General features: G+C 51.3%; 16 protein-coding genes and 1 tRNA gene. 7 read left to right on the top strand and 10 right to left on the bottom strand.

Translation table 11 applies throughout. The features are described 5' to 3' along the window. Positions 1 to 2 precede the first annotated feature (2 nt). Together A4Z71_RS01240 and A4Z71_RS01235 are read right to left on the bottom strand one after the other, a co-directional pair. Complete coding sequence (locus A4Z71_RS01240) at positions 3 to 452, bottom strand: Lrp/AsnC family transcriptional regulator (RefSeq protein ID WP_070954174.1); 450 nt, start codon at positions 450 to 452, stop codon at positions 3 to 5. Between the two features lie 28 nt (positions 453 to 480). Beyond that, positions 481 to 2,574, bottom strand: coding sequence for a DUF6421 family protein (locus tag A4Z71_RS01235; RefSeq protein ID WP_070954173.1), 2,094 nt, complete (start codon positions 2,572 to 2,574; stop codon positions 481 to 483). Between the two features lie 152 nt (positions 2,575 to 2,726). Here A4Z71_RS01235 and A4Z71_RS01230 point away from each other — a divergent pair. After that, positions 2,727 to 2,811: transfer RNA gene (locus A4Z71_RS01230), tRNA-Ser, on the top strand. A gap of 27 nt (positions 2,812 to 2,838) precedes the next feature. On the opposite strand, the gene A4Z71_RS01225 is transcribed toward A4Z71_RS01230, so the two are convergent. Together A4Z71_RS01225 and A4Z71_RS01220 are read right to left on the bottom strand one after the other, a co-directional pair. Continuing rightward, positions 2,839 to 3,690, bottom strand: coding sequence for a PhzF family phenazine biosynthesis protein (locus A4Z71_RS01225; RefSeq protein WP_084028369.1), 852 nt, complete (start codon positions 3,688 to 3,690; stop codon positions 2,839 to 2,841). A 147-nt stretch (positions 3,691 to 3,837) separates the two neighbouring features. Beyond that, positions 3,838 to 4,038 carry a hypothetical protein gene (locus tag A4Z71_RS01220; RefSeq protein WP_070954171.1) on the bottom strand — a complete coding sequence of 67 codons (201 nt, stop codon included), beginning with the start codon at positions 4,036 to 4,038 and terminating at the stop codon, positions 3,838 to 3,840. A 93-nt stretch (positions 4,039 to 4,131) separates the two neighbouring features. Here A4Z71_RS01220 and A4Z71_RS01215 point away from each other — a divergent pair, with 93 nt between their 5' ends. After that, a complete protein-coding gene (locus A4Z71_RS01215) occupies positions 4,132 to 5,118 on the top strand; it encodes a patatin-like phospholipase family protein (protein ID WP_084028368.1) in 987 nt (328 codons plus the stop codon). A 9-nt stretch (positions 5,119 to 5,127) separates the two neighbouring features. Here the strand turns inward: A4Z71_RS01215 and A4Z71_RS01210 are convergent, their stop codons facing one another. Beyond that, entirely contained in the window at positions 5,128 to 5,388 is a 261-nt protein-coding gene (locus A4Z71_RS01210; protein WP_236858545.1) for a PGPGW domain-containing protein, read from the bottom strand. Between the two features lie 119 nt (positions 5,389 to 5,507). On the opposite strand from A4Z71_RS01210, the gene A4Z71_RS01205 reads away from it, so the two are divergent. The 4 genes from A4Z71_RS01205 (at position 5,508) to A4Z71_RS01190 (ending at position 10,478) form a co-directional block, all read left to right on the top strand. Then, positions 5,508 to 7,829 carry an HAD-IC family P-type ATPase gene (locus A4Z71_RS01205; protein ID WP_070954170.1) on the top strand — a complete coding sequence of 774 codons (2,322 nt, stop codon included), beginning with the start codon at positions 5,508 to 5,510 and terminating at the stop codon, positions 7,827 to 7,829. Then, entirely contained in the window at positions 7,766 to 8,122 is a 357-nt protein-coding gene (locus A4Z71_RS01200) for a DUF1905 domain-containing protein (RefSeq protein ID WP_084028367.1), read from the top strand. The genes A4Z71_RS01205 and A4Z71_RS01200 overlap by 64 nt, the downstream gene beginning before the upstream one ends. Positions 8,123 to 8,195: 73 nt before the next feature. Beyond that, positions 8,196 to 8,771: a PadR family transcriptional regulator gene (locus A4Z71_RS01195; protein ID WP_070954168.1), complete on the top strand. Its 576-nt coding sequence runs from the start codon at positions 8,196 to 8,198 to the stop codon at positions 8,769 to 8,771. Between the two features lie 3 nt (positions 8,772 to 8,774). Then, the gene (locus tag A4Z71_RS01190; protein WP_070954167.1) at positions 8,775 to 10,478 is read left to right on the top strand and encodes an ABC1 kinase family protein; all 1,704 of its coding nucleotides are present in this window, start codon (positions 8,775 to 8,777) and stop codon (positions 10,476 to 10,478) included. A gap of 10 nt (positions 10,479 to 10,488) precedes the next feature. Here A4Z71_RS01190 and A4Z71_RS01185 read toward each other — a convergent pair whose 3' ends face one another. Continuing rightward, complete coding sequence (locus tag A4Z71_RS01185; protein WP_070954166.1) at positions 10,489 to 11,286, bottom strand: hypothetical protein; 798 nt, start codon at positions 11,284 to 11,286, stop codon at positions 10,489 to 10,491. Between the two features lie 85 nt (positions 11,287 to 11,371). On the opposite strand from A4Z71_RS01185, the gene A4Z71_RS01180 reads away from it, so the two are divergent. Further along, complete coding sequence (locus A4Z71_RS01180; RefSeq protein ID WP_070954165.1) at positions 11,372 to 11,812, top strand: iron chaperone; 441 nt, start codon at positions 11,372 to 11,374, stop codon at positions 11,810 to 11,812. Positions 11,813 to 11,910: 98 nt separating this feature from the next. On the opposite strand, the gene katG is transcribed toward A4Z71_RS01180, so the two are convergent. The 4 genes from katG to A4Z71_RS01160 all read right to left on the bottom strand — a co-directional run bounded on the left by katG (position 11,911) and on the right by A4Z71_RS01160 (position 19,191). Beyond that, positions 11,911 to 14,073, bottom strand: coding sequence for a catalase/peroxidase HPI (gene katG, locus A4Z71_RS01175; RefSeq protein WP_070954164.1), 2,163 nt, complete (start codon positions 14,071 to 14,073; stop codon positions 11,911 to 11,913). 77 nt (positions 14,074 to 14,150) lie between these two features. After that, positions 14,151 to 17,942 carry an ATP-dependent RNA helicase HrpA gene (hrpA, locus tag A4Z71_RS01170; RefSeq protein WP_070954163.1) on the bottom strand — a complete coding sequence of 1,264 codons (3,792 nt, stop codon included), beginning with the start codon at positions 17,940 to 17,942 and terminating at the stop codon, positions 14,151 to 14,153. A 23-nt stretch (positions 17,943 to 17,965) separates the two neighbouring features. Continuing rightward, on the bottom strand, positions 17,966 to 18,430 hold the full coding sequence (locus A4Z71_RS01165) for a DUF3817 domain-containing protein (protein WP_070954162.1): 465 nt from the start codon (positions 18,428 to 18,430) through the stop codon (positions 17,966 to 17,968). Between the two features lie 11 nt (positions 18,431 to 18,441). After that, the gene (locus A4Z71_RS01160; RefSeq protein WP_070954161.1) at positions 18,442 to 19,191 is read right to left on the bottom strand and encodes a DUF554 domain-containing protein; all 750 of its coding nucleotides are present in this window, start codon (positions 19,189 to 19,191) and stop codon (positions 18,442 to 18,444) included. Positions 19,192 to 19,238 lie beyond the last annotated feature (47 nt).

The raw sequence follows: 19,238 nt of genomic DNA, 5'->3' as shown, positions 1-19,238 counted from the left end.
AGTTAGTCCTTTGGAATTTGAGCCTGGCGGCCCTCAAATGGAGTCGAAAGAATCACGCTGGTGCGCGTTGAAACGTTTGCCTCGGCACGAATCTTGGCAAGCAGCGCTTCGAGGTCAGCTGGCTCTGCAACCGCAACTTTGACGATGTAAGACTCGGTGCCAGCCACCGACCAACAACTTTCAATTTCGGCAATGGGCCGAATTTTATCGACCACATCATCGGGCTTTGACGGATCAATTGGGGTCAACGAAACCAGTGCGTGCAGCGAAAGCCCGACTTCGCGTTGATTGATCTGTGCCCGATAGCCGGTGATGACACCTCGCGACTCCAACTTTTTAATTCGTTGATGCAACGTGGATGACGGTACCTCTAACTGAGCGGACAGCTCGCTTATCGATGCACTCGAATCTGTTGCCAGTAATTCGAGAAGTCGTCGGTCCAGGGATTCCATAACGAAAGTATGCCACTTTGCCCAGTGGCTAAGCGGTGATGCCTTTGGTTGAGGAAATCACATCGGCAAGCTTTCGATTCAATGTTTCAAAAAACACATTCAAGGGGAACTCGTCATCGAGTACCAGGTTCACCATTTCTTTCAGCTCACCACCGGTAGGTAGGGTGTCGGCACCTTTAGCCCAGTTTGATGCTGGGTGTGGCTGAACCAGGCTGGTCACAAATTCGTAAGCCGAAATCCACTGGGCCATCCGCGAACGGTTGATGCCGTCGTGATAGAGAGCTTCGACCTGCTCGCAGAGGTTGACCACTTCTTCGGTGACTTTTTCCCAGTCAAAGGCCAAGCGGTTATCGGTCCAGTGCAGTGCTCCGGTTTTGTGAAGGTGAGCAAAGATGATCTGACCGCCAAGGCCGTCGTAGTTTCGCACACGACCGCCGGTGATTGAGAACCGGAAAATTCGGTCAAACAAAATCGCGTAGCGCATGTACTTGGCAAGGCGATCACCCTCAGCCTCAAGCACCAATGTCTCACGGAAGGTTGCTAGGTCGCATCGCAATTCCTCTAGGGCATACATCCAGAATGGCATCCGCTGTTTGATCATGAATGGGTCAAATGGCAGGTCGCCGCGCGAGTGGGTGCGGTCGTGAATTAGATCCCAGAGCACAAAAGTCTCTTGAGCTAGCTGCTGGTCGTTGACCAAACGTTCGGCATCGGCTGGAAGAGGCAGGTAGAGAAGTTCTTTTGCTGCTTGGCTAACACGACGGAAACGAGCCGCTTCGCGATCGCAGAAGATTCCGCCCCAGTAATAGGTAGACACTGAGCGAACCGCTACGGTTTCAGGAAAGAAGACTGCCGAGTTTGTGTCGTAGCCAGAGGTGAAGGCCACAAACTCGATCGGGATGAAAGCCGGGTTGTTGTACTTCTTTTCTTTTTCAGCAAGCCAATCTGGCCAGAAAGTGTTCGTAATTACCGCTTCAAGGTTGCGGTTTGGGTTTCCGTTTTGGGTGTACATCGAAAATACAGCAAGGTGCTGTACCGAATTTTTGCGGTTCAGATCTGGGCGGAAAAGTTCAAGCGAATCAAAGAAGTCTGGAACAGCAAAGCCACCCTGGCGCCAATTTTCAATGTCTTTTTTGACTGCGACGAAATACTCTTTTTGGTGTTCGAAACGTGGCGCGAGATCGTCGATTGCCGAGAGAACCTGATCAACTAGTTTTGATGCCTCATCGCGCGAGAACTCGCTGGCGTCAATTGATCCGTCTTTTGATTGCATCGGACGCAATGCTTCGATGGCATCAGCAAGTTTGAGCCAGCCGGCATCGGCGAGCAGCGAGCTAGGCTCGCGTTTTGAGTTGGCTTTTGCAGCAGCCTTCGCGTTTGCCAACCAGCCAGCAATGTTCAACCAAAGTTGCTTGTTGTCGCAGTCATCAATTGAGTCGTCGCCGAAAAGGTCAGAGTCAGCCAAGACCACGACACGACCAAGCTCGTGTTGAACCGCTACACCCAAGGGTGCAGAAGCTGGTGCTGCGTGCTCAGAGGTGTGCATGAATACCTCAGCATCAATTCCGGTCGCCACATCGAGAACTCCGGCGCGGTAAAGGCAAACCTCCTCGACCATGAAAGCAAAATCAGATTTTGTCAGACGATCAAAATCACCGATGATCCAAGTTGGCACCTCTTTATAGGCACGGCTAGGGTCTTGCACGGTCGCGTTTTTGATTTCAACGCCAAACTTTGCGGCAAGCTCGGCAAAGTTGTTTCCGTATTTTGGTTGCTCGGTTTCGGCAAGCAACAGCAATGAACCGCCACCGCGAACAAAACTTTCAATAACTTCCAATTCGTCGGGGCTAAATTTTGGCGAGCCAACTCCGATAGTTTTTTCCCACTCTTCGGTTGACGCGTGTGGAATAACCAGGATGTCGGTTTCGGCTAGCGAAGCTGCCGTAAACAGACCGGTTTCGTGCAAATTCACTTCAAACTCGGCGACCTTGGCGGCCTCAGCCATTTTGGCGTAGCTGGCATCCGCTGGATTTGCCGGGTTCATAGTTGCCGCAATTTCGGGCTTGACTGCCCAAGCTTGGTTGTGGGCCTGGTCAATCAAAATACGGGCGATTTTTTGCATCTTTGCCTCCGATTACGGATGAAATCTTTATTTAGGAATAAGATTACGGAATTCCTCTGTCATTACTCTAGATTTTCCATAAATTTTTTGCAACAAACCGAAAAAGCGCGTACTTTTTTCTAATTCTCAGTTCGCTAGACTATTGGGGTTCAGGAGAATTCGCCTAGTGGCCTATGGCGCACGCTTGGAAAGCGTGTTGGGTGCAAGCCCTCATGGGTTCGAATCCCATATTCTCCGCTCAAGACCCTCGCAAGAGGGTCTTTTTTATATTTCGATTGAGCCGCGAATACAGGTTACTGTTGGACCGCCAACCCATACTTCGCCTTTTCCATCAACGCTCAAAGAGATGGTTCCTTGTCTTCCAACGCGTTGACCTTGCGATGCTTGATAAGAGTTTGCAACTGCGCCTGTTCGGAACAACCACTGCGCGACGCTCGCATTGAGACTTCCAGTGACAGGATCTTCGTACACTCCGATTTTGGGGGCAAATGCCCGCAGCTCAAAAGCCGATTCACCGCCTGATGGGTAGGCACCGAGAAGACCGAGCATCAGTTCTGAGTCGTCGTCAAACTTCGGATCAACGGCCAGTACTCGTGCCGCCGAGGTGAGTTGGACACAGACCCAACCTGGCCCATTATCGACATACTGATGAGCTACAACTTCTGATTCATCGACGCCAAGCGCACTGACAATCTTCGACAGAAGACCTGGTTCTAGTGGCCCACTCTTCATCGTGGCCGGCGCACGAAAAGAAAGCTGTGAGCCTTCCTCGCTTTGGTTCAAAGCCACAAGGCCCACGCCACACTCCTGAACAAGTTGGCCGGTAACCTTTGGTTTGCCGCCGTTTTCTAGCCAGGCGTGCGCCGAGCCAAGAGTTGGGTGTCCAGCAAATGGCAGTTCTCCGCCGGGAGTAAAAATACGAAGACGATAGTCAGCCTCGGCAGTTGTTGGACTGAGAATAAAGGTGGTCTCTGAAAGGTTTGTCCAGCGAGCCAGACGTTGCATGGATTCATCGCTCAGACCATCAGCATCGAGAACGACCGCCACTGGATTTCCCAAGTACGGGATGCGTGAAAAAACATCGACCTGCGCGAATTTTTTTGCTCGAGTTCGCATCAGTCACCACCTCTAATTCATTACATCTATTCTAGCCGCATTTGTTTAGAGGTGGCGCGCGCCGTTTGCCAATATCTAGCTTGATGCATAAGCAAAAAAGAAGTTGGCGTTGAAAAATGCCCCTGACATTCATCAGGGGCATTTTGGCTAACGAACTAAGTTCGTCCAAGCCAGACTCAGAAGGAAAAGCCCTGCCGAAAGCAGTGCAAACCCCAAACCAAGACCTGTCGGAGATTTCCAACCGTGCCAGCGTTCTTGAAAATCAAAACGCTTGCGGGTCCAAGAATCTCTCAACTCAACCCAGTCAGACATCTCCTGGATTTTCTGGTCTTTCTTTTCCTCGTTCATTTCTTCACTTTCTTCTATTCGGATTTGAGTGAAGCGAAATAATCAAAACAACAAGGCTTCATCATCAGGCTACCCTTAATTCAGGAGCTAGAAATGTTCTTCGTTAAGAAAAAGAAAACAGTGGCGCTATCTCTTGGAGGCGGCGGGGCGAGAGGCTATGCGCACATCGGGGTGATTCGCGAGTTGGAAGCACGCGGCTACGAGATAACTGCGGTGGCTGGTACATCCATGGGAGCCGTTATCGGCGCTCTTTACGCAGCAGGAAAGCTTGCCGAGTTTGAAAAGTGGGCCAGAAAACTAACCCCCTTGGATGTCTTGGGTCTAATGGATTTCAGCGTTGGCAAGGCCGGGGCAATTCGAGCAGAGCGAATTTTGAGCGTTGTTGACAACATGCTGGCCGGGGTTTCGATCGAGGATTTCTCGATTCCCTTTACCGCGATTGCTGCTGACCTACTTGAAAACAAAGAGGTACGTTTTCAATCTGGCTCAGCTACCTTGGCGCTCAGAGCCTCCGTGGCGATTCCGGGTGTGATTACACCTGTGCTGATTAACGGCAAATTGTTGGCAGATGGTGGATTGGTAAACCCAGTTCCAATTAGTCCACTAATTGGCGCCGGAGCAAAACATATCGTCGCCGTAGATTTGGCCCGCGGCAGAATGACTAATCCTTTTGAGCGACAGATCTCTGAGCACTTTCTAAGCCGCGCTGTAAAAGAGACCGTAAAGGCAACGCGGGATAAAGCCGCTGAGATTTCCAATAAACCGGGTTCGAGAAAAATCGCTAAACAGTTGGGAGTGGATACTCGAATTCAAAAAGTTGTTTCCCTGCCAGTAGAGACTGAGCTGCAAAAAATAATCAACGATGTGCCAAAAGCCATTACTTCGGCAGACGTGATGCTGATGTCAATTCAAACACTGCAGCAGCGCCTGACCGAGGTTGAGTTTTCAAAATACCGCCCAGATCTTGTTGTCGGATTGCCGATTGATGCCTGTGGTGTTTTGGAATTCCACAAGGCTAAACAGATGATTCGACTAGGTGAGAAGTTAGCAACTCAGGCTATGGATTTGGCTGACTGGTAGTCGCGGCTCTCAGTTCTTTTTTCTCTTCATCCAGTTTTTGAATTTTGACATAAGTCGCTCTAGGCCCTGCATACCCTGTTTATTCAACTCTCTAGCCCACTCAAGTTCTAAGGCAAGGATGGTGAGCCCAAAAAAGATGAATAGCAGACCGGGACCGGGTGTAACCATCATGATGAGGCCAAGAATCAGAAGTAGGAAGCCTAAAACCATAACGATTGCCCAGCGAATAGGGTGTGGAAGCTTGCCGAGAATCTTTTTTAGTTTCTCCACAGGTCACCTCTTCTGATCACAAATCAAAGAATAGTTCAGTGACAGGCCAACAATTTGAGAATCATCTGAGAACCAACTGGGTTTTCTTGTTGAGTTCAAGGCAGTGACAGAATTGCCTAGTGCAATCGTCCACAGATTTTTTGGGTCTAACCAGTGCCGAGGTTGAACAGCGAAAACTGACCGGCCAGACCAATCGCCACGAGTTCAGCACCAGCCGCCATCTTGTTACCATCCTGCGCTCCAACATATTCACGCTTTTCAACGGTGTTGTTGGAGTCGGGTTTTTATTGCTGTTGGCCCTCGGCAAATGGCAGGATGCGCTTTTTGGGTTGGCGGTAATTGCCAATATTCTCATCGGCATAATTCAAGAACTCCGTTCAAAAATCATTCTCGATCGCCTCTCACTAATCGGCCGAAAGCCTTCGCGAGTGCGTCGAAACGGTATCACTGAAAAGGTCGAAAATGATCAGCTGGTACTCAACGACCTGCTCGAGTTTTCAGCCGGCGACCAACTCGCGGTAGACGCGCGGGTTGTTTTTGCCAACAATCTTGAAATCGACGAGTCGCTACTAACCGGAGAAGCAGACCCGGTTCAAAAAAACATCGACGACTTGCTACTTTCCGGCTCACTGGTCGTCAACGGCAGCGGCCTGGCCGAGGTAGCCAGGGTGGGCGCAGATACTTTCGCCAGCAAACTCGAGTTTGAGGCCCGAGGTTTCACCAAGGTTTCTTCCGAAATTCGAGAGTCGCTAGACCGACTAATTAAGTGGATTAGTTGGGCACTTGGTCCACTGATTGTGATTGTGCTAATCGGCCAACTGGTTACCCTGTCAAAACCGGTGGATGCACTGGTTCGCGCGGTTGCAAGTGCGATAAGCATGGTTCCGCAGGGTCTGGTACTCATCACCAGCATTGCTTTTGCAATTGCGGCAACCAAGTTAGCTAAACGAAAAGTCGTGGTTCAAGAACTGGCCGCGGTTGAAGGCTTGGCCAGGGTTGATCTGATCTGCTTTGACAAGACCGGCACACTGACCTCGGGCCAATTTGAATTTGACCAAGCCATTGAACTGGACGTCGACCAGTGGCAGTCGCTACCTCAGCTAGAAAACTGGCGGAACATTTTGGGAGCCTTTGCCACCCAACCAAACGCAAATGCCACGGCCAGGGCGTTAAAGACACAATTCCCCGATACTTCGATACCTGTCTCAAGCAGTCAAGATTTCAATTCGGCACAGAAATTTAGTTCGCTCACCGTGGCTGGACACACTTGGTATTTGGGCGCACCTGAGGTGTTGACCACAAATGCGGCGCACCTAGAGCAGGCAAAAACATTGGCCAACCAAGGGCTGCGAGTACTGATGCTGGGAGTTGAATACCAACAATTCATCCCGGTTGCACTGGTTGCACTGCGCGAGGAAATCAAAGTGCAGGCTACTCAAACCTTGGCTTACTTCAAAGATCAATCGGTAACCATGAAGGTAATTTCTGGCGACCACCCAAGCACTGTGGCAACAGTGGCACGATTGGCCGGCTTAGATTTCGAGGGCAACGGTTTTGATGCCCGAAATCTGCCAACCGATTTCGGTGCGTTGCGCAGCATCATGGAACGCGAGCATGTTTTTGGCAGAGTCGACCCAGCTCAGAAAAAACAAATGGTTCTGGCCATGCAGAAATCTGGTCACGTGGTGGCGATGGTGGGCGATGGAGTCAACGATGTTTTAGCCATCAAGCAGGCGGACATTGGAATCGCTATGGGAAGTGGCTCCGCAGCCACAAGAGCCGTGGCAAATCTAACCCTGCTAGATAACAGTTTTGATCGGTTACCTAAAGTGGTGGCCGAAGGGCGCCAGGTCATTGCCAATGTCGAACGACTATCACGGCTGTTCCTGACCAAAACCACCTGGGCGATGATTTTGGCCTTGGTCTTCGGTGTGCTGCTGTGGGAATTTCCATTCTTACCGCGCCAACTTTCAGCAGTTGATGGTTTTGCTATCGGCATCCCCTCGTTTCTATTGGCGTTTCTGCCAAACCAGAAAATTTACCAGCGAGGATTTCTTCGCCGAGCCTTAGCTTTCTGCATTCCCGCCGGTTTCGCCACCGCACTGGGGGTCATCGGTCTCGCGATAGCCGCGCGCATTTCGGGCGATTGGACTGTCAGTGAGTCACAAACAGCAACCTCGATTTTTCTTTCAATCACCGGGCTTTGGGTTTTAGGCACTTTGTCGCGACCATGGTCAGCACCTAAAGTCGCAATTTTGCTGGCCATGATTGTCTTGGCTGTAGGGATGTTTACCCTGCCGATAACAATCGAGTTTTTCGGGTTTAGTTATCTGACCGAGTCACAAATTGGTATAACCGCAGCGATTGGCATTTTGGCTTGTTTGCTTATCGAAATTTCAAATCGACTGGCCCAACGCACAATTGCGAGAGACTCAAATTGAGGCTTTCATTCAAGGGAGTCGCCTATCGCTGGTCTAAGAATCCAGCAATATTCTTAGTCAGCATCCCGTTAGAACTGTCTGAGGAAATTAGAGAAGTTTCAGCTGGACTCACTAACGGCTTCGGTTCATTGCGAGTTGAAGCGCGAATCGGTCAGAGTATTTGGCGAACCTCCATTTTTCCCGACTCAACAAGTGGCCTTTTTGACCTGCCACTCAAAGCAGAAATAAGAAAAGCCAACCAAATTAGCGAAGGCTCGAGCATTTCTGTCAGCCTCGAACTAATTGACTTTTGAGCGTGTATTCAATTGCTGGCAGCCGGAAGAAATTCGACCCCAAATCAATTGACACTAGGGGCAGAATGCTCCGATGAAGGGATCTAAAGTGAACAGCTCAACCAACGGTTTCGATTTTCGTGAACTTGCCGATGACATCAAGTCACTGGTTACCAAGTACTCAGGCGCAAGCTCAAGTAAAACACAGGTCGTAAAACCTACCAGCGAGCAAATTAGCAACGCAGTTTTGTCGGCTCTGCAGTCGGGCGATAAGACAGCTAGAGAAATCATGACTACCGTCGCCGGTTTCACAAGCGGCTCATGGGTTCCTGCTGAAAGCGATGTCTATCCGGTGCTTGAAAAGCTAGTTACTGATGGCCTAATTAGCTCAACCGTCGACGGAGAATTGAAGTGCTACTCGCTCACCAAAGCGGGCAAAAAAGTAGCAGGTGCTGTCAAAGAGGACCTGGGCACTATGTTTGCAACCAATCAGCAGCAGAGCCAAAATTGGTCGCCGAATTGCCGTGGTGACGTCTTGAAGTCTGGCGCAAAACTTGCCCAAGCGGTGACCGCAGTTGCCAACAGCGGCAGCGGTGAGCAGCAGAAACGCGCCGAGCAAATCTTGGATGATGCTCGCCGAAAGCTGTTCGCAATTTTGGCCGAAGACTAAAAATTGCCAGAACGTCAGCAGTTGCCAGAATCACCGAACAACGATCGCGCACTCAAAGCTAGATACCGCCGAATAATTCAGTTCGCCGCATTAGCCTTGGCCCAATCTTGGTGGTTTGAGCTGTTTCTGCCACAGATTGGCCTGGGCCGAATTTCAGCTAAAACCAGAATTCGGCGTTTCCAGAAACTGGCTAGAAAATTTCACGACCTTGCCCTAGATCTGGGCGGCTTAATGATCAAAGCAGGGCAATTTTTGTCCACTCGACTTGACGTATTGCCCAAAGAAATAACCCAGGAACTCGAAGGTCTTCAAGATGAGGTTGCGCCTGTTGAGTTTGCCTATGTGGCTGCCCAAATTGAACGTGAGTTAGGACTGCCTGTCGACAAAGCTTTTGCCAGCTTCGACGCTGACCCAATTGCTGCCGCCTCACTCGGCCAGGCCCACAGAGCCCGCCTCAACCCAGCGATTTCTGAAACTCTTGGCCGTGACGAGGTAGTTGTCAAAGTATTACGGCCGGGCATCGAACAGATTGTCGCGGTTGACCTAAAGGCGCTTCGCAAAGTTGGCGGCTGGCTATCCAAGGTAAAACTGGTGTCGCGCCGAGCCGATGCACCGGCCTTGGTTGAAGAGTTTGCCACCACTTCACTTCAGGAAATCGATTACCTAAATGAGGCAGCCAACCTCGAAAGATTCGCGAACAACTTCGCCAGCGACATCCGCGTAAAAACACCATCAGTGGTTTGGGATCGAAGCTCTCGCCGGGTGCTTACCCTCTCGGATGTGACCGCAATCAAAATTACCGACATCGATGCTCTTGATGCATCCGGAATTGACCCAAATGCGGTTGCCGCCGAGTTGGCCCGAATCACCTTTGAACAGTTCTTTGTGCACGGCTTTTTCCACGCCGACCCTCATCCCGGAAATATCCTTGTCAACCCTGAAATCAACGATGATCGCACTGACTTTAGTTTGACGTTTATCGATTTCGGAATGATGGGCGAAATTAGCGATGATCTTCGACAAAACCTGCAGCGGTTTATTTTTGCGGTTGTCGCTCGTGATGCTCGCGGCTGGATAACCTCGGTTGAACGACTTGGGGTGCTGTTGCCTTCAGCCGACACGGTAGACCTCGAGCGGGCAATCGGTGAATTGTTTGATCGATTTGGTGGGGTGGCCGTTGGTGAAATTGCACAAACAGACCCTAGAGAGATTCGCGATTTTGCGCTGCGCTTCAACGAATTGGTTCAGGCTCTGCCTTTTCAGCTGCCAGAAAACTTCCTGCTGCTGATTAGAACTATTTCGGTGATCTCCGGTGTGACTAGCGCACTGAATCGAGACTTCAATATGTGGGATGCGGTTGATCCCTTCGCGCGAACTCTGCTTAACGGCGGCGGCAATTCAACCTTGAAAACGGTTGGTCGAGAATTCAGCAACATCGCTGGTTCGCTGATCAGGTTGCCGCAACGGCTGGAAGCGCTGGCAAATCGAATCGATCGTGGTGAGCTGGTAACCAGAAATCCCGAACTTGAAAAACGGGTTCGATCACTCGATGGCAGCATCAAGCGAACCACCTCGGCGATTATTTTTGCAACCCTATTTATCTCTGGTTTGGTCCTGCGCCAGAATGCTGACGAACTGGGCAATTGGCTTTTGATTGGCTCGGCTCTGCCTTTGCTGCACGCTGTTGGCTTCGGTCGCCTACGCTAAGTTTCTTTAACTACCAAACAGTCGCGTCGAAGACGCGATTGGAGCGAATGAAAAGATTGATGCGCGTTGGGCTGTAGTCCTCGGTTAGTGCAAAATCCTGGCCATCCCGATGCGCGATTCGCCAACTGTAGCCGGCATCCTCGATTTTGGTTTTGGCAGCCGTTTCTGATTCACCCAGTAGACCATTGGCAAACTGCTGCGTTTTTGCAGCGATTTTCTGCATCTCATCGGCGTTTGCAATTTCATCGGCGGTTAGGTGCCTGGGTTTTTCACCGAAGTTAATCGACCCAATTCGGCTCGGGTCTCGACCTAAACTAAAAACCACCACAAACGATTTATCGTCGCGCCGTTGAATTACGGTCACCTTACCCAAGCCATCGTTGGCACCATCGTCATAGAGCACAAAACCCTGGTAGAGCATCGAGCCGTCATCCAGTTTTATGCCAGGCTCGAAGCCCGCAACACAAAAATCGATTAGCGGCTGATTTTCCGCGGGCGCAATTCCAGCGGCAGCTCCTTCAACCGAGTAGGCAACCATGCCAATTTCGCGCTGCAGTTCGATTACGCTTCGACAAACATCGGCCGGTTTAGCGCTTGAATCCGAATAAAACGGGATGTCGTAGAGCGGGTTTGAGCAGCCAAAAGGGCTGGCTGCGCAATTCGGCTGAACCTTGTCGGTGGCAATCCTCAAGGGCGAAAGTTGAGAGCCGAAAATTTTGTCGACCAGAGGTTCGCTGGGCGCTAGGCAACCCGAAAGCGAGAGAGCAACCACAGCGCTTACTGCAACCGCCAAAAATCTTCTGAACACCTAGAATCCCCTAGCTGAAATGCCTCTAATCTAGTTCTAACCATAGGGCAGCACGCCTACCCCCAGATAGAAAAAGAGAGCGACTGTGGCCGAGAAAAAAACCAAAGCTGAAGAGACATTTACCGCTGAAGAACGACAGGCCATGAAAGAGGCAGCCGCCGAACGACGACGGGCCAGCAAAAAAATGTCAGCCGAAGAATTAGAAGCCGAGGTTCTGGCAAAAATTTCGGCTATGGCTGCGGCAGATCGCAAAATTGGCGAAGGTTTGCACGCACTGGTGAAGAAAATTGCTCCACAACTGCAGGCGAAAACCTGGTACGGCATGCCCGCCTACAACCTGGATGGCAAATCTGTTGTGTTTTTCCAGGATGCCGGAAAATTCAAAGTACGATACTCAACCTTGGGCTTTAACGATTCCGCGAAGTTGGATGACGGAAATCTCTGGCCGACTTCTTTTGCAATTCTGGACTGGAACAAAGAAATTGAAGCTCAGGTTGCTGAGCTAATCAAGCGAGCAGTTGCTTAGCCGAGCAAAAATTCACCGGCCCAGACAGCAAAAAGGGTGGGGCTTTTCGGCCCCACCCTTTCTTTGCTAACTAACCAATTAGCTAATGATTTGAAGTACTAGGCCTTCAAATCGAAGCGATCGGCATTCATCACCTTGGTCCATGCGGCAACGAAGTCTTCAACAAATTTCTGCTGATTGTCGTCTTGAGCGTAAACCTCTACGTATGAACGCAGAATCGAATTTGAACCAAACACTAGGTCGGCGCGGGTGGCTGTGAACTTGACCTGTCCGTTGTTGCGGTTGCGCAAGTTGTACTGGTTGAACCCAGCTGGCTCCCAAACGTAAGTCATGTCGGTTAGGTTCACAAAGAAATCGTTGGTCAAGGCACCTTCGCGGTCAGTCAGAACACCGTTCTTCGAACCGGCATAGTTTGCGCCAATCACACGAAGACCACCCAGCAAGACAGTCATTTCCGGTGCAGTTAGTCCCATTAGGTGAGCGCGGTCGAGCATTAGCTCTTCTGGGCTTACCTCATATTCTTTTTTCATCCAGTTTCTGAATGCATCGTGAATTGGTTCAAGCACAGCAAATGACTCGACATCGGTCTGCTCTTGAGTAGCGTCGCCGCGACCCGGTGCAAACGGCACAGTTATTGAAAGACCTGCTGCGGCAGCAGCCTTTTCAACACCCACGTTTCCAGCCAAGACGATAATGTCGGCAAGGCTGGCACCTGATTCTGCAGCAATTGGCTCTAGCACTGCCAGAACCTTGTTTAGGCGCTCAGGCTCATTTCCTTCCCAGTTGCGCTGTGGCTCTAGACGGATTCGGGCACCGTTTGCGCCACCACGAAGGTCTGATGAGCGGAAGGTGCGGGCGCTATCCCATGCGGTGGCCACTAGGTCGGCAACTGATAGACCAGATGCCGAAATCTTGGCCTTGACAGCTGCCACATCGTAGTTGCTGGTACCGGCTGGAATTGGGTCCTGCCAAATTAGGTCTTCAGCAGGAACCTCTGGGCCAATATAGCGAGTCTTCGGACCTAGGTCGCGGTGGGTTAGCTTGAACCAAGCCCGTGCAAAAACCTCGGAGAAGTAGTTCTGGTCGTTGTAGAAACGCTCGGAGATTTCGCGGTAGATCGGGTCTTTGATCATGGCCATATCAGCGTCGGTCATCATCGGCATCAAGCGAATCGATGGATCTTCAACGTCAACAGGCTTGTCTTCTTCTTTGATATTTACCGGCTCGTACTGCCAGGCGCCAGCTGGCGACTTGACCAACTGCCAGTCGTAATTGAACAGTAGGTAGAAGTAACCGTTGTCCCACTTGGTTGGGTTGGTTGTCCAAGCACCCTCGATACCGCTCGATACGGTGTCGCGGCCGACACCGCGGGTTTTGTGGTTCATCCAGCCAAGGCCACCCTCGTGAATATCGGCTGCTTCAGGGTTTGGTCCTAGGTTTCCAGCGTCGCCATTACCGTGCGCTTTACCTACGGTGTGACCACCGGCTGCAAGAGCAACTGTCTCTTCGTCGTTCATGGCCATACGACCGAAGGTCTCGCGAATCATAGCTGCGGTTTTGAGTGGATCTGGCTGACCGTTGACACCCTCTGGGTTTACATAAATCAAACCCATGTGGGTTGCTGCCAGCGGGTTCTCTAGGGTTGATGGGTCGTTTATGTTCTCGTAGCGGTTTTCTGAAGGAGCCAAGAACTCTGCCTCACTACCCCAGTAAATGTCTTTTTCTGGGTGCCAAATGTCTTCGCGACCAAAGGCGAAACCGAAAGTCTTTAGACCCATAGATTCGTAGGCCACGTTGCCGGCCAGAATCATTAGGTCGGCCCAGCTGAGCTTGTTGCCATACTTCTTTTTGATCGGCCATAGCAGACGACGGGCCTTATCCAGGTTGACGTTATCTGGCCAAGAGTTGAGTGGCGCGAAACGCTGGTTACCGGTTGCTGCTCCACCGCGGCCGTCTGCGGTGCGGTAGGTTCCGGCTGAATGCCAAGCCATGCGAATCATTAGACCGCCGTAGTGACCCCAGTCTGCTGGCCACCAAGATTGACTGTCGGTCATAAGGTTTTCAAGATCTTTTTTCAGAGCTGCAACATCGAGCTTCTTTACTTCTTCGCGGTAGTTGAAACTCTGACCAAGTGGGTTGGTCTTGGTGTCATGCTGATGCAAGATGTCGAGGTTTAGGGCGTTTGGCCACCAATCCATGTTCGATTTTCCGGTTGAAGTTTGTGCTCCGTGCACAACTGGGCATGAGCCAGTGCTTTCCATTTGAAACTCCTTAGATAAATCAACCCGACAGGGCTCTTTTGATTTCAACCGTCATTCGGGTCGAAATAATCCAGAATTTAACTCAAAACTTTTTTGATTCGCTCAACCGAAACTTTTTCAGCCGCCCCTAAAACCTGGGCAAAAAGACTTACGCGCAGTTCTTCAAGCAACCATCTCGCTTGACGATGTTTTTCTGTAGCGTTTTCCGGAAGCGGTATTGATCCCCCGGCAAATTCAAAGAGACTCAGGGCATGATTGAATTCGGCTGCGGCGGTTCTGTCACGCATCGGGTTTTCTGAAAGTTTTGTAATTCGGTGCTTTATCGCCTGCAGGTAAACCAAAATACGCGCAAGCCTTTTTTCTCCGGCTTGGCCGATGAAACCTGGGATGAGCAAGTCTTGAATGTGCTGTTTCTCTGCGGTTAGTTCGTTTAAAAAATCGATGGCCTTGGTTTCTGAAATCACCTTGTTAGCCTCTCGGGCAGCGTTGGCAATTTTGACCGCGAGTGCCGCGATTTCAAAGCTGCGATCGACGACCACAGTTCGGAAATTGAGCAGCACGGTTTCAAAATCAGTTCGGTTGAAAAGCAGTCCATCAGCCACAAACTGGTGAAGTTCGGCTTCGGCGATAGCCTTGGCGGCATCGTCCAGCAAGGCCGAAATAGTCGAATAAGGCAGGGTCAGCAGTGCCAATTTTTCGTTGGCGGCCAGGTGCTCTTCAACATATTTCGCAACCGAAGGGTTAGCCATGGTCAGTAAGCGCACCACACCGCGAGGGTGGTGCTGCATTTGCTGATCTTGGGTGGCAAATAAGCGGATGTCGACTGTGCCGTCCGAGTTTTCGACCAGGGCCGGAAAAGCGCGGACTGCATTGAGCCCGTGGTTTACCTCGATGGTTTTCGGAAGCTCATCAAAATCCCAGGTGCTCAGATTTTCGCGCTCAATCGGAGATTTTTGGTCGCTGGCTACTTCCGCGACAGCGACGCGCGATCGATCAGCCAGTTTCTGTTGCAACAAATGCAAGTCGGTGGAAAGCCCGAGCGTGCGACCTTTCTCATCGATTACCCGATAGGTCATACGCTGCGCAGACGTTAGCCGCGTGACATCGAAATCGTTTGCGGTTACCCGAACACCGCTGAGCTGCTGCAAGATTCTCGCCAATTCGGTAAGTAAATTACCGTTGGGCTCAGCCGGCAAAATTTGCAGAACTTTCTTGGCCCATTCATTGGCTGGAACAACATTTTTCCGAATTGGTTTTGGCAGACTGCGAATTAATTCGGTCACTAACTCTGGACGCATCGAGGGCACTAACCAGTCGAAGCTGTCTGAATTGAGATTAGCCAACAGTGGCAGCGGAATTGCCACGGTTACTCCGTCATCAACGGCACCGGGCTCAAACCGGTACTGCAACCTCAAATTTTGTCCGGAATGAACCCACTGGGCCGGCAAATCCAGATTGTCTAGGTCAGAGGTTTCCTCGCCGAGCAAGTCGGCTTTGGTCATGGTTAGCAAATCAGGCGTTTGGTGTTTGGCTTTGCGCCACCAACCCTCAAAGTTTCGGGTGGAAAAAACTTCAGCGGGTATTCGGGCTTCGTAAAAGCGATAAACATCTTCTTCACTGGGGGCAAGCGCAGGCTTGCGTGCTCTGGCCGCGGCGGCTTCAAGTTGCTTTAGCAAAGCTCGGTTGCCTCGATCAAACTGTTGCTGCGAATCCCATTCGCCGGCAACCAAGGCGTGCCGAATAAATAACTCACGGCAGAATGCCGGGTCTATGCGTGAGTACTGCATTCGCCTAGAAACCACAATTGGCACCCCGAATAGCATCACTCGCTCATAGGCAACAACTGCACCCTGGCTCTTTTCCCAGTGCGGTTCGCTAAAAGTTCGACGACATAATTCGCCGCCTAATTTTTCGGCCCAGGCAGGATCGATGGCGGCATTCATCCGTGCGAATAATCTGCTGGTCTCAACTAGCTCGGCGCTCATGATTGCCTCGGGCGGCTTCTTGGCAAGCGTGGAGCCGGGGAAAATGAAGAACTTTTTGTTATTTGAGCCCAGATATTCGGCCGGAGCTTTTATCGGTTTGCCGTTTGGTCCGCGTTTCTCATTAGCCTGTTTGATACCGATTTGGCTGAGCAGGCCAGCCAGCAAACTCTTGTGAATACCGTCGGGGTTCACCTGCGGCTCACCGTATTCGAGCCCCAGATTCTTGGTCACCGAGCGAAGCTGGCGCACCAGGTCTTGCCACTCACGAACTCGAAGATAGTTCAAAAATTCGTTTCGGCATAGACGCCTAAACGCAGATGAGGAAAGCTTCTTCTGCTGATCTTCGATGTAGTTCCAAAGATTTAGCAGGGTCAAAAAATCGCTGCTCGGGTCGGCGAAGCGGGCGTGCAGCAGATCGGCTCGCTCGCGCTTTAGAGCCGGCCGCTCGCGGGTGTCTTGAATAGTCAGCCCAGCCACGATGACCATCACTTCGCGAGTCAGACCGTGTTTACGAGACTCGAGCAGCATTCGAGCAAATCTCGGTTCAATCGGCAAGCGGGCTAATTCGCGACCCAGCGGAGTTAGTTTCACTTCGGCAGGGTTAGCCGTTGATAAAGCACCCAATTCGCTCAGTAATCCGAGTCCGTCCTTAACACCGCGAGAATCTGGCGGCTGCAAGAACGGAAACTTAGCCAAGTCGCCAAGCCCCAGAGTGGCAGCCTGCAAAATCACCGAGGCCAGATTTGTGCGCAGAATTTCCGGGTCGGTATATTCTGGTCGAGCGTTGAAATCTTCTTCAGAGTAGAGACGGATGACCACACCCGGACTTGTTCGCCCGGCTCGTCCAGCTCGCTGATTCGCGCTGGCCTGCGAGATCGCCTCGATAGGCAGTCGTTGAACTTTTGCCCTCGGGCTGTAGCGCGAAATTCGAGCTGTTCCCGCATCGATTACGTATTTGATGTTTGGGATAGTCAAACTGGTTTCGGCTACGTTGGTTGCCAAAATCACTCGCCGCTTTAACCCGGCAACCTTGCTTCTCTCAAAAACGCGATGCTGCTCTGCTGAACTCAATCGGCCGTACAGCGGCAACACCTCGATGCCTTTTTGCAGCACCCCGCCGACAACGCTTCCTTCAATGGCGTCTTGCGCATCCTTGATTTCAGATTCACCGGACAAAAAGACCAGCACGTCACCGTTGGCTTCAGCTTCAAGTTCGAGCAACGCTTCAACAATGCCGTCGACATAATCGTCGGCTGTGGTTTCTTCATCGGGATCATCGTCATCAGATTTCTCACGCTGCACTGGACGGTAGCGAACCTCAATTGGATAGGTGCGACCCGAAACTTCAATAATCGGAGCGTTTTCAAAGTGGCGACTGAAAGATTCGGGATCGATGGTTGCCGAGGTAACAATCACTTTCAAATCGGGACGTTTGGGTAAAAGTTGCTTGAGATAGCCAAGAAGAAAGTCGATGTTGAGGCTTCGCTCGTGAGCCTCGTCGATGATGATGGTGTCGTACCTGCTCAGGTTTCGGTCGCTCTGCAGCGCGTTCAACAGGATGCCGTCGGTCATCACTTTGACCAGGGTGTTCTTGCTCACTTTGTCGGTGAACCGCACCTGATAGCCAACCTCCGCCCCAATCTCGACGCCTAACTCTTCAGCTATGCGTTCGGCAACCGAACGCGCTGCGATACGTCGAGGCTGGGTGTGCGCAATCGATTTACGGCCCAAGTCGAGACACATTTTCGGCAACTGTGTAGTTTTACCCGAGCCGGTGGCGCCGGCAATAATGACAACCTGATTTGCCGCTATGGTCGCCAAAATCTCTTCTCTGCGCTCGCTGACCGGCAAGTTTTGCGGGTACGAGATGTTCAGTGGGCGCATAGCGTGAAGCCTAGTTCAGTTGGTTATTTGCCCCAGGTGTCTGGCGGGCCAACAAAGAGCAACGTCGCAAAAATTATGACGACCACGAGGATGAGAACCAGCACTAGCAAAACCGGACGGTTGATGAACCAGCGGAAAAGTCGGTCAAACCAGTTTTTATCGCGGGCATCATCGGTTTCGGTCTTGCGCCAAGGGCCAGCCAAGAGGTTTTTCTTCTCAACTGAGCGCTCAAATGGCACCGTTGCATAAGGCACAATTGCCAAGAAAATAGCAAGCAGAATTCGACCAAAAGACCACCGCTGGTTTACCCCAACCAGGGCAGCGCTCACGCCGTAACCCAAAAAGACAGCACCGTGAAGAGCACCAACGCCAAACATGATTTCGCTTGGAATGCCGACCACTGCTCGGGTAATCAAACCGGCGATCAGAAAAGTCCAGGTGAATGCCTCGGCTACTGCGAATGTTTTGTACAACTTTGCGGGTGTCATATTTTCCTAAGTTAGAGAATGAACGAGCCGACCAGCCAGGTTAGCACCGGTGCAAAAATCAGAGCAGGCAATAAGTCTGCCACCGAAACCTGACGAATCTTGAGCAATCGCAGGCCGATGCCCAGCATCAAAATACCCCCGGTGGCCGTGATTGAAGAAACCAGCGCCTCTGGAACACCGGTTTTTGCGAAGAAGGCCAAAGCGGTAAGTCCACCCTCCCAAATCGCAACGGTGATAGCCGAGAAGGCTACTCCCCAGCCCAATGTTGAAGCGAAGGCGATTGCGGCAAAGCCGTCAAGAATTGCCTTAACAATTAGCGTGTTCGCTCCCTGACCCATACCGTCAGACATGGCACCCAGAATTGCCATCGGTCCGATAGCAAAAAGCAGCGAGGCATCGACAAATCCGTTGATGAATCTCTGGCGGCTCTCACTGCTGTTGGTTTTGCGTGACAGCTTTGCCTGTAGCCAGCCGCCAAAGGTTTCAAGTCGGCTTTCAATTTTCAACAGCGAACCGGCAACGCCACCAAACAGGATGGCGAAAATAACCACCAGCAAAGTGCCTGCCGGGGTAACCGCCTGCTGAAACGCCTTATCGTTCAGCGACATTAGGTTGAGGCCACCGATTACCAAGGTAATTAAACCGAGTGCGTCAGTTACGGTGCGATTGGTTTTCTCTGGAAAACGAGAGCCTAGTAAAACTCCGAGACCTGCCCCGATAACAATCGTGAGTACGTTGATTATTGTGCCTGTGCCAACCATTACTTAAGGCTAACCCGAATGTAATGGCCGATTGCACGGTCTCGGTT

Source organism: Candidatus Rhodoluna planktonica (assembly GCF_001854225.1).
Classification (GTDB): Bacteria; Actinomycetota; Actinomycetes; order Actinomycetales; family Microbacteriaceae; genus Rhodoluna; species Rhodoluna planktonica.
The sequence above is the reverse complement of the archived record's forward strand: the minus strand, read 5'-3'. Positions and strand labels throughout refer to the sequence as shown.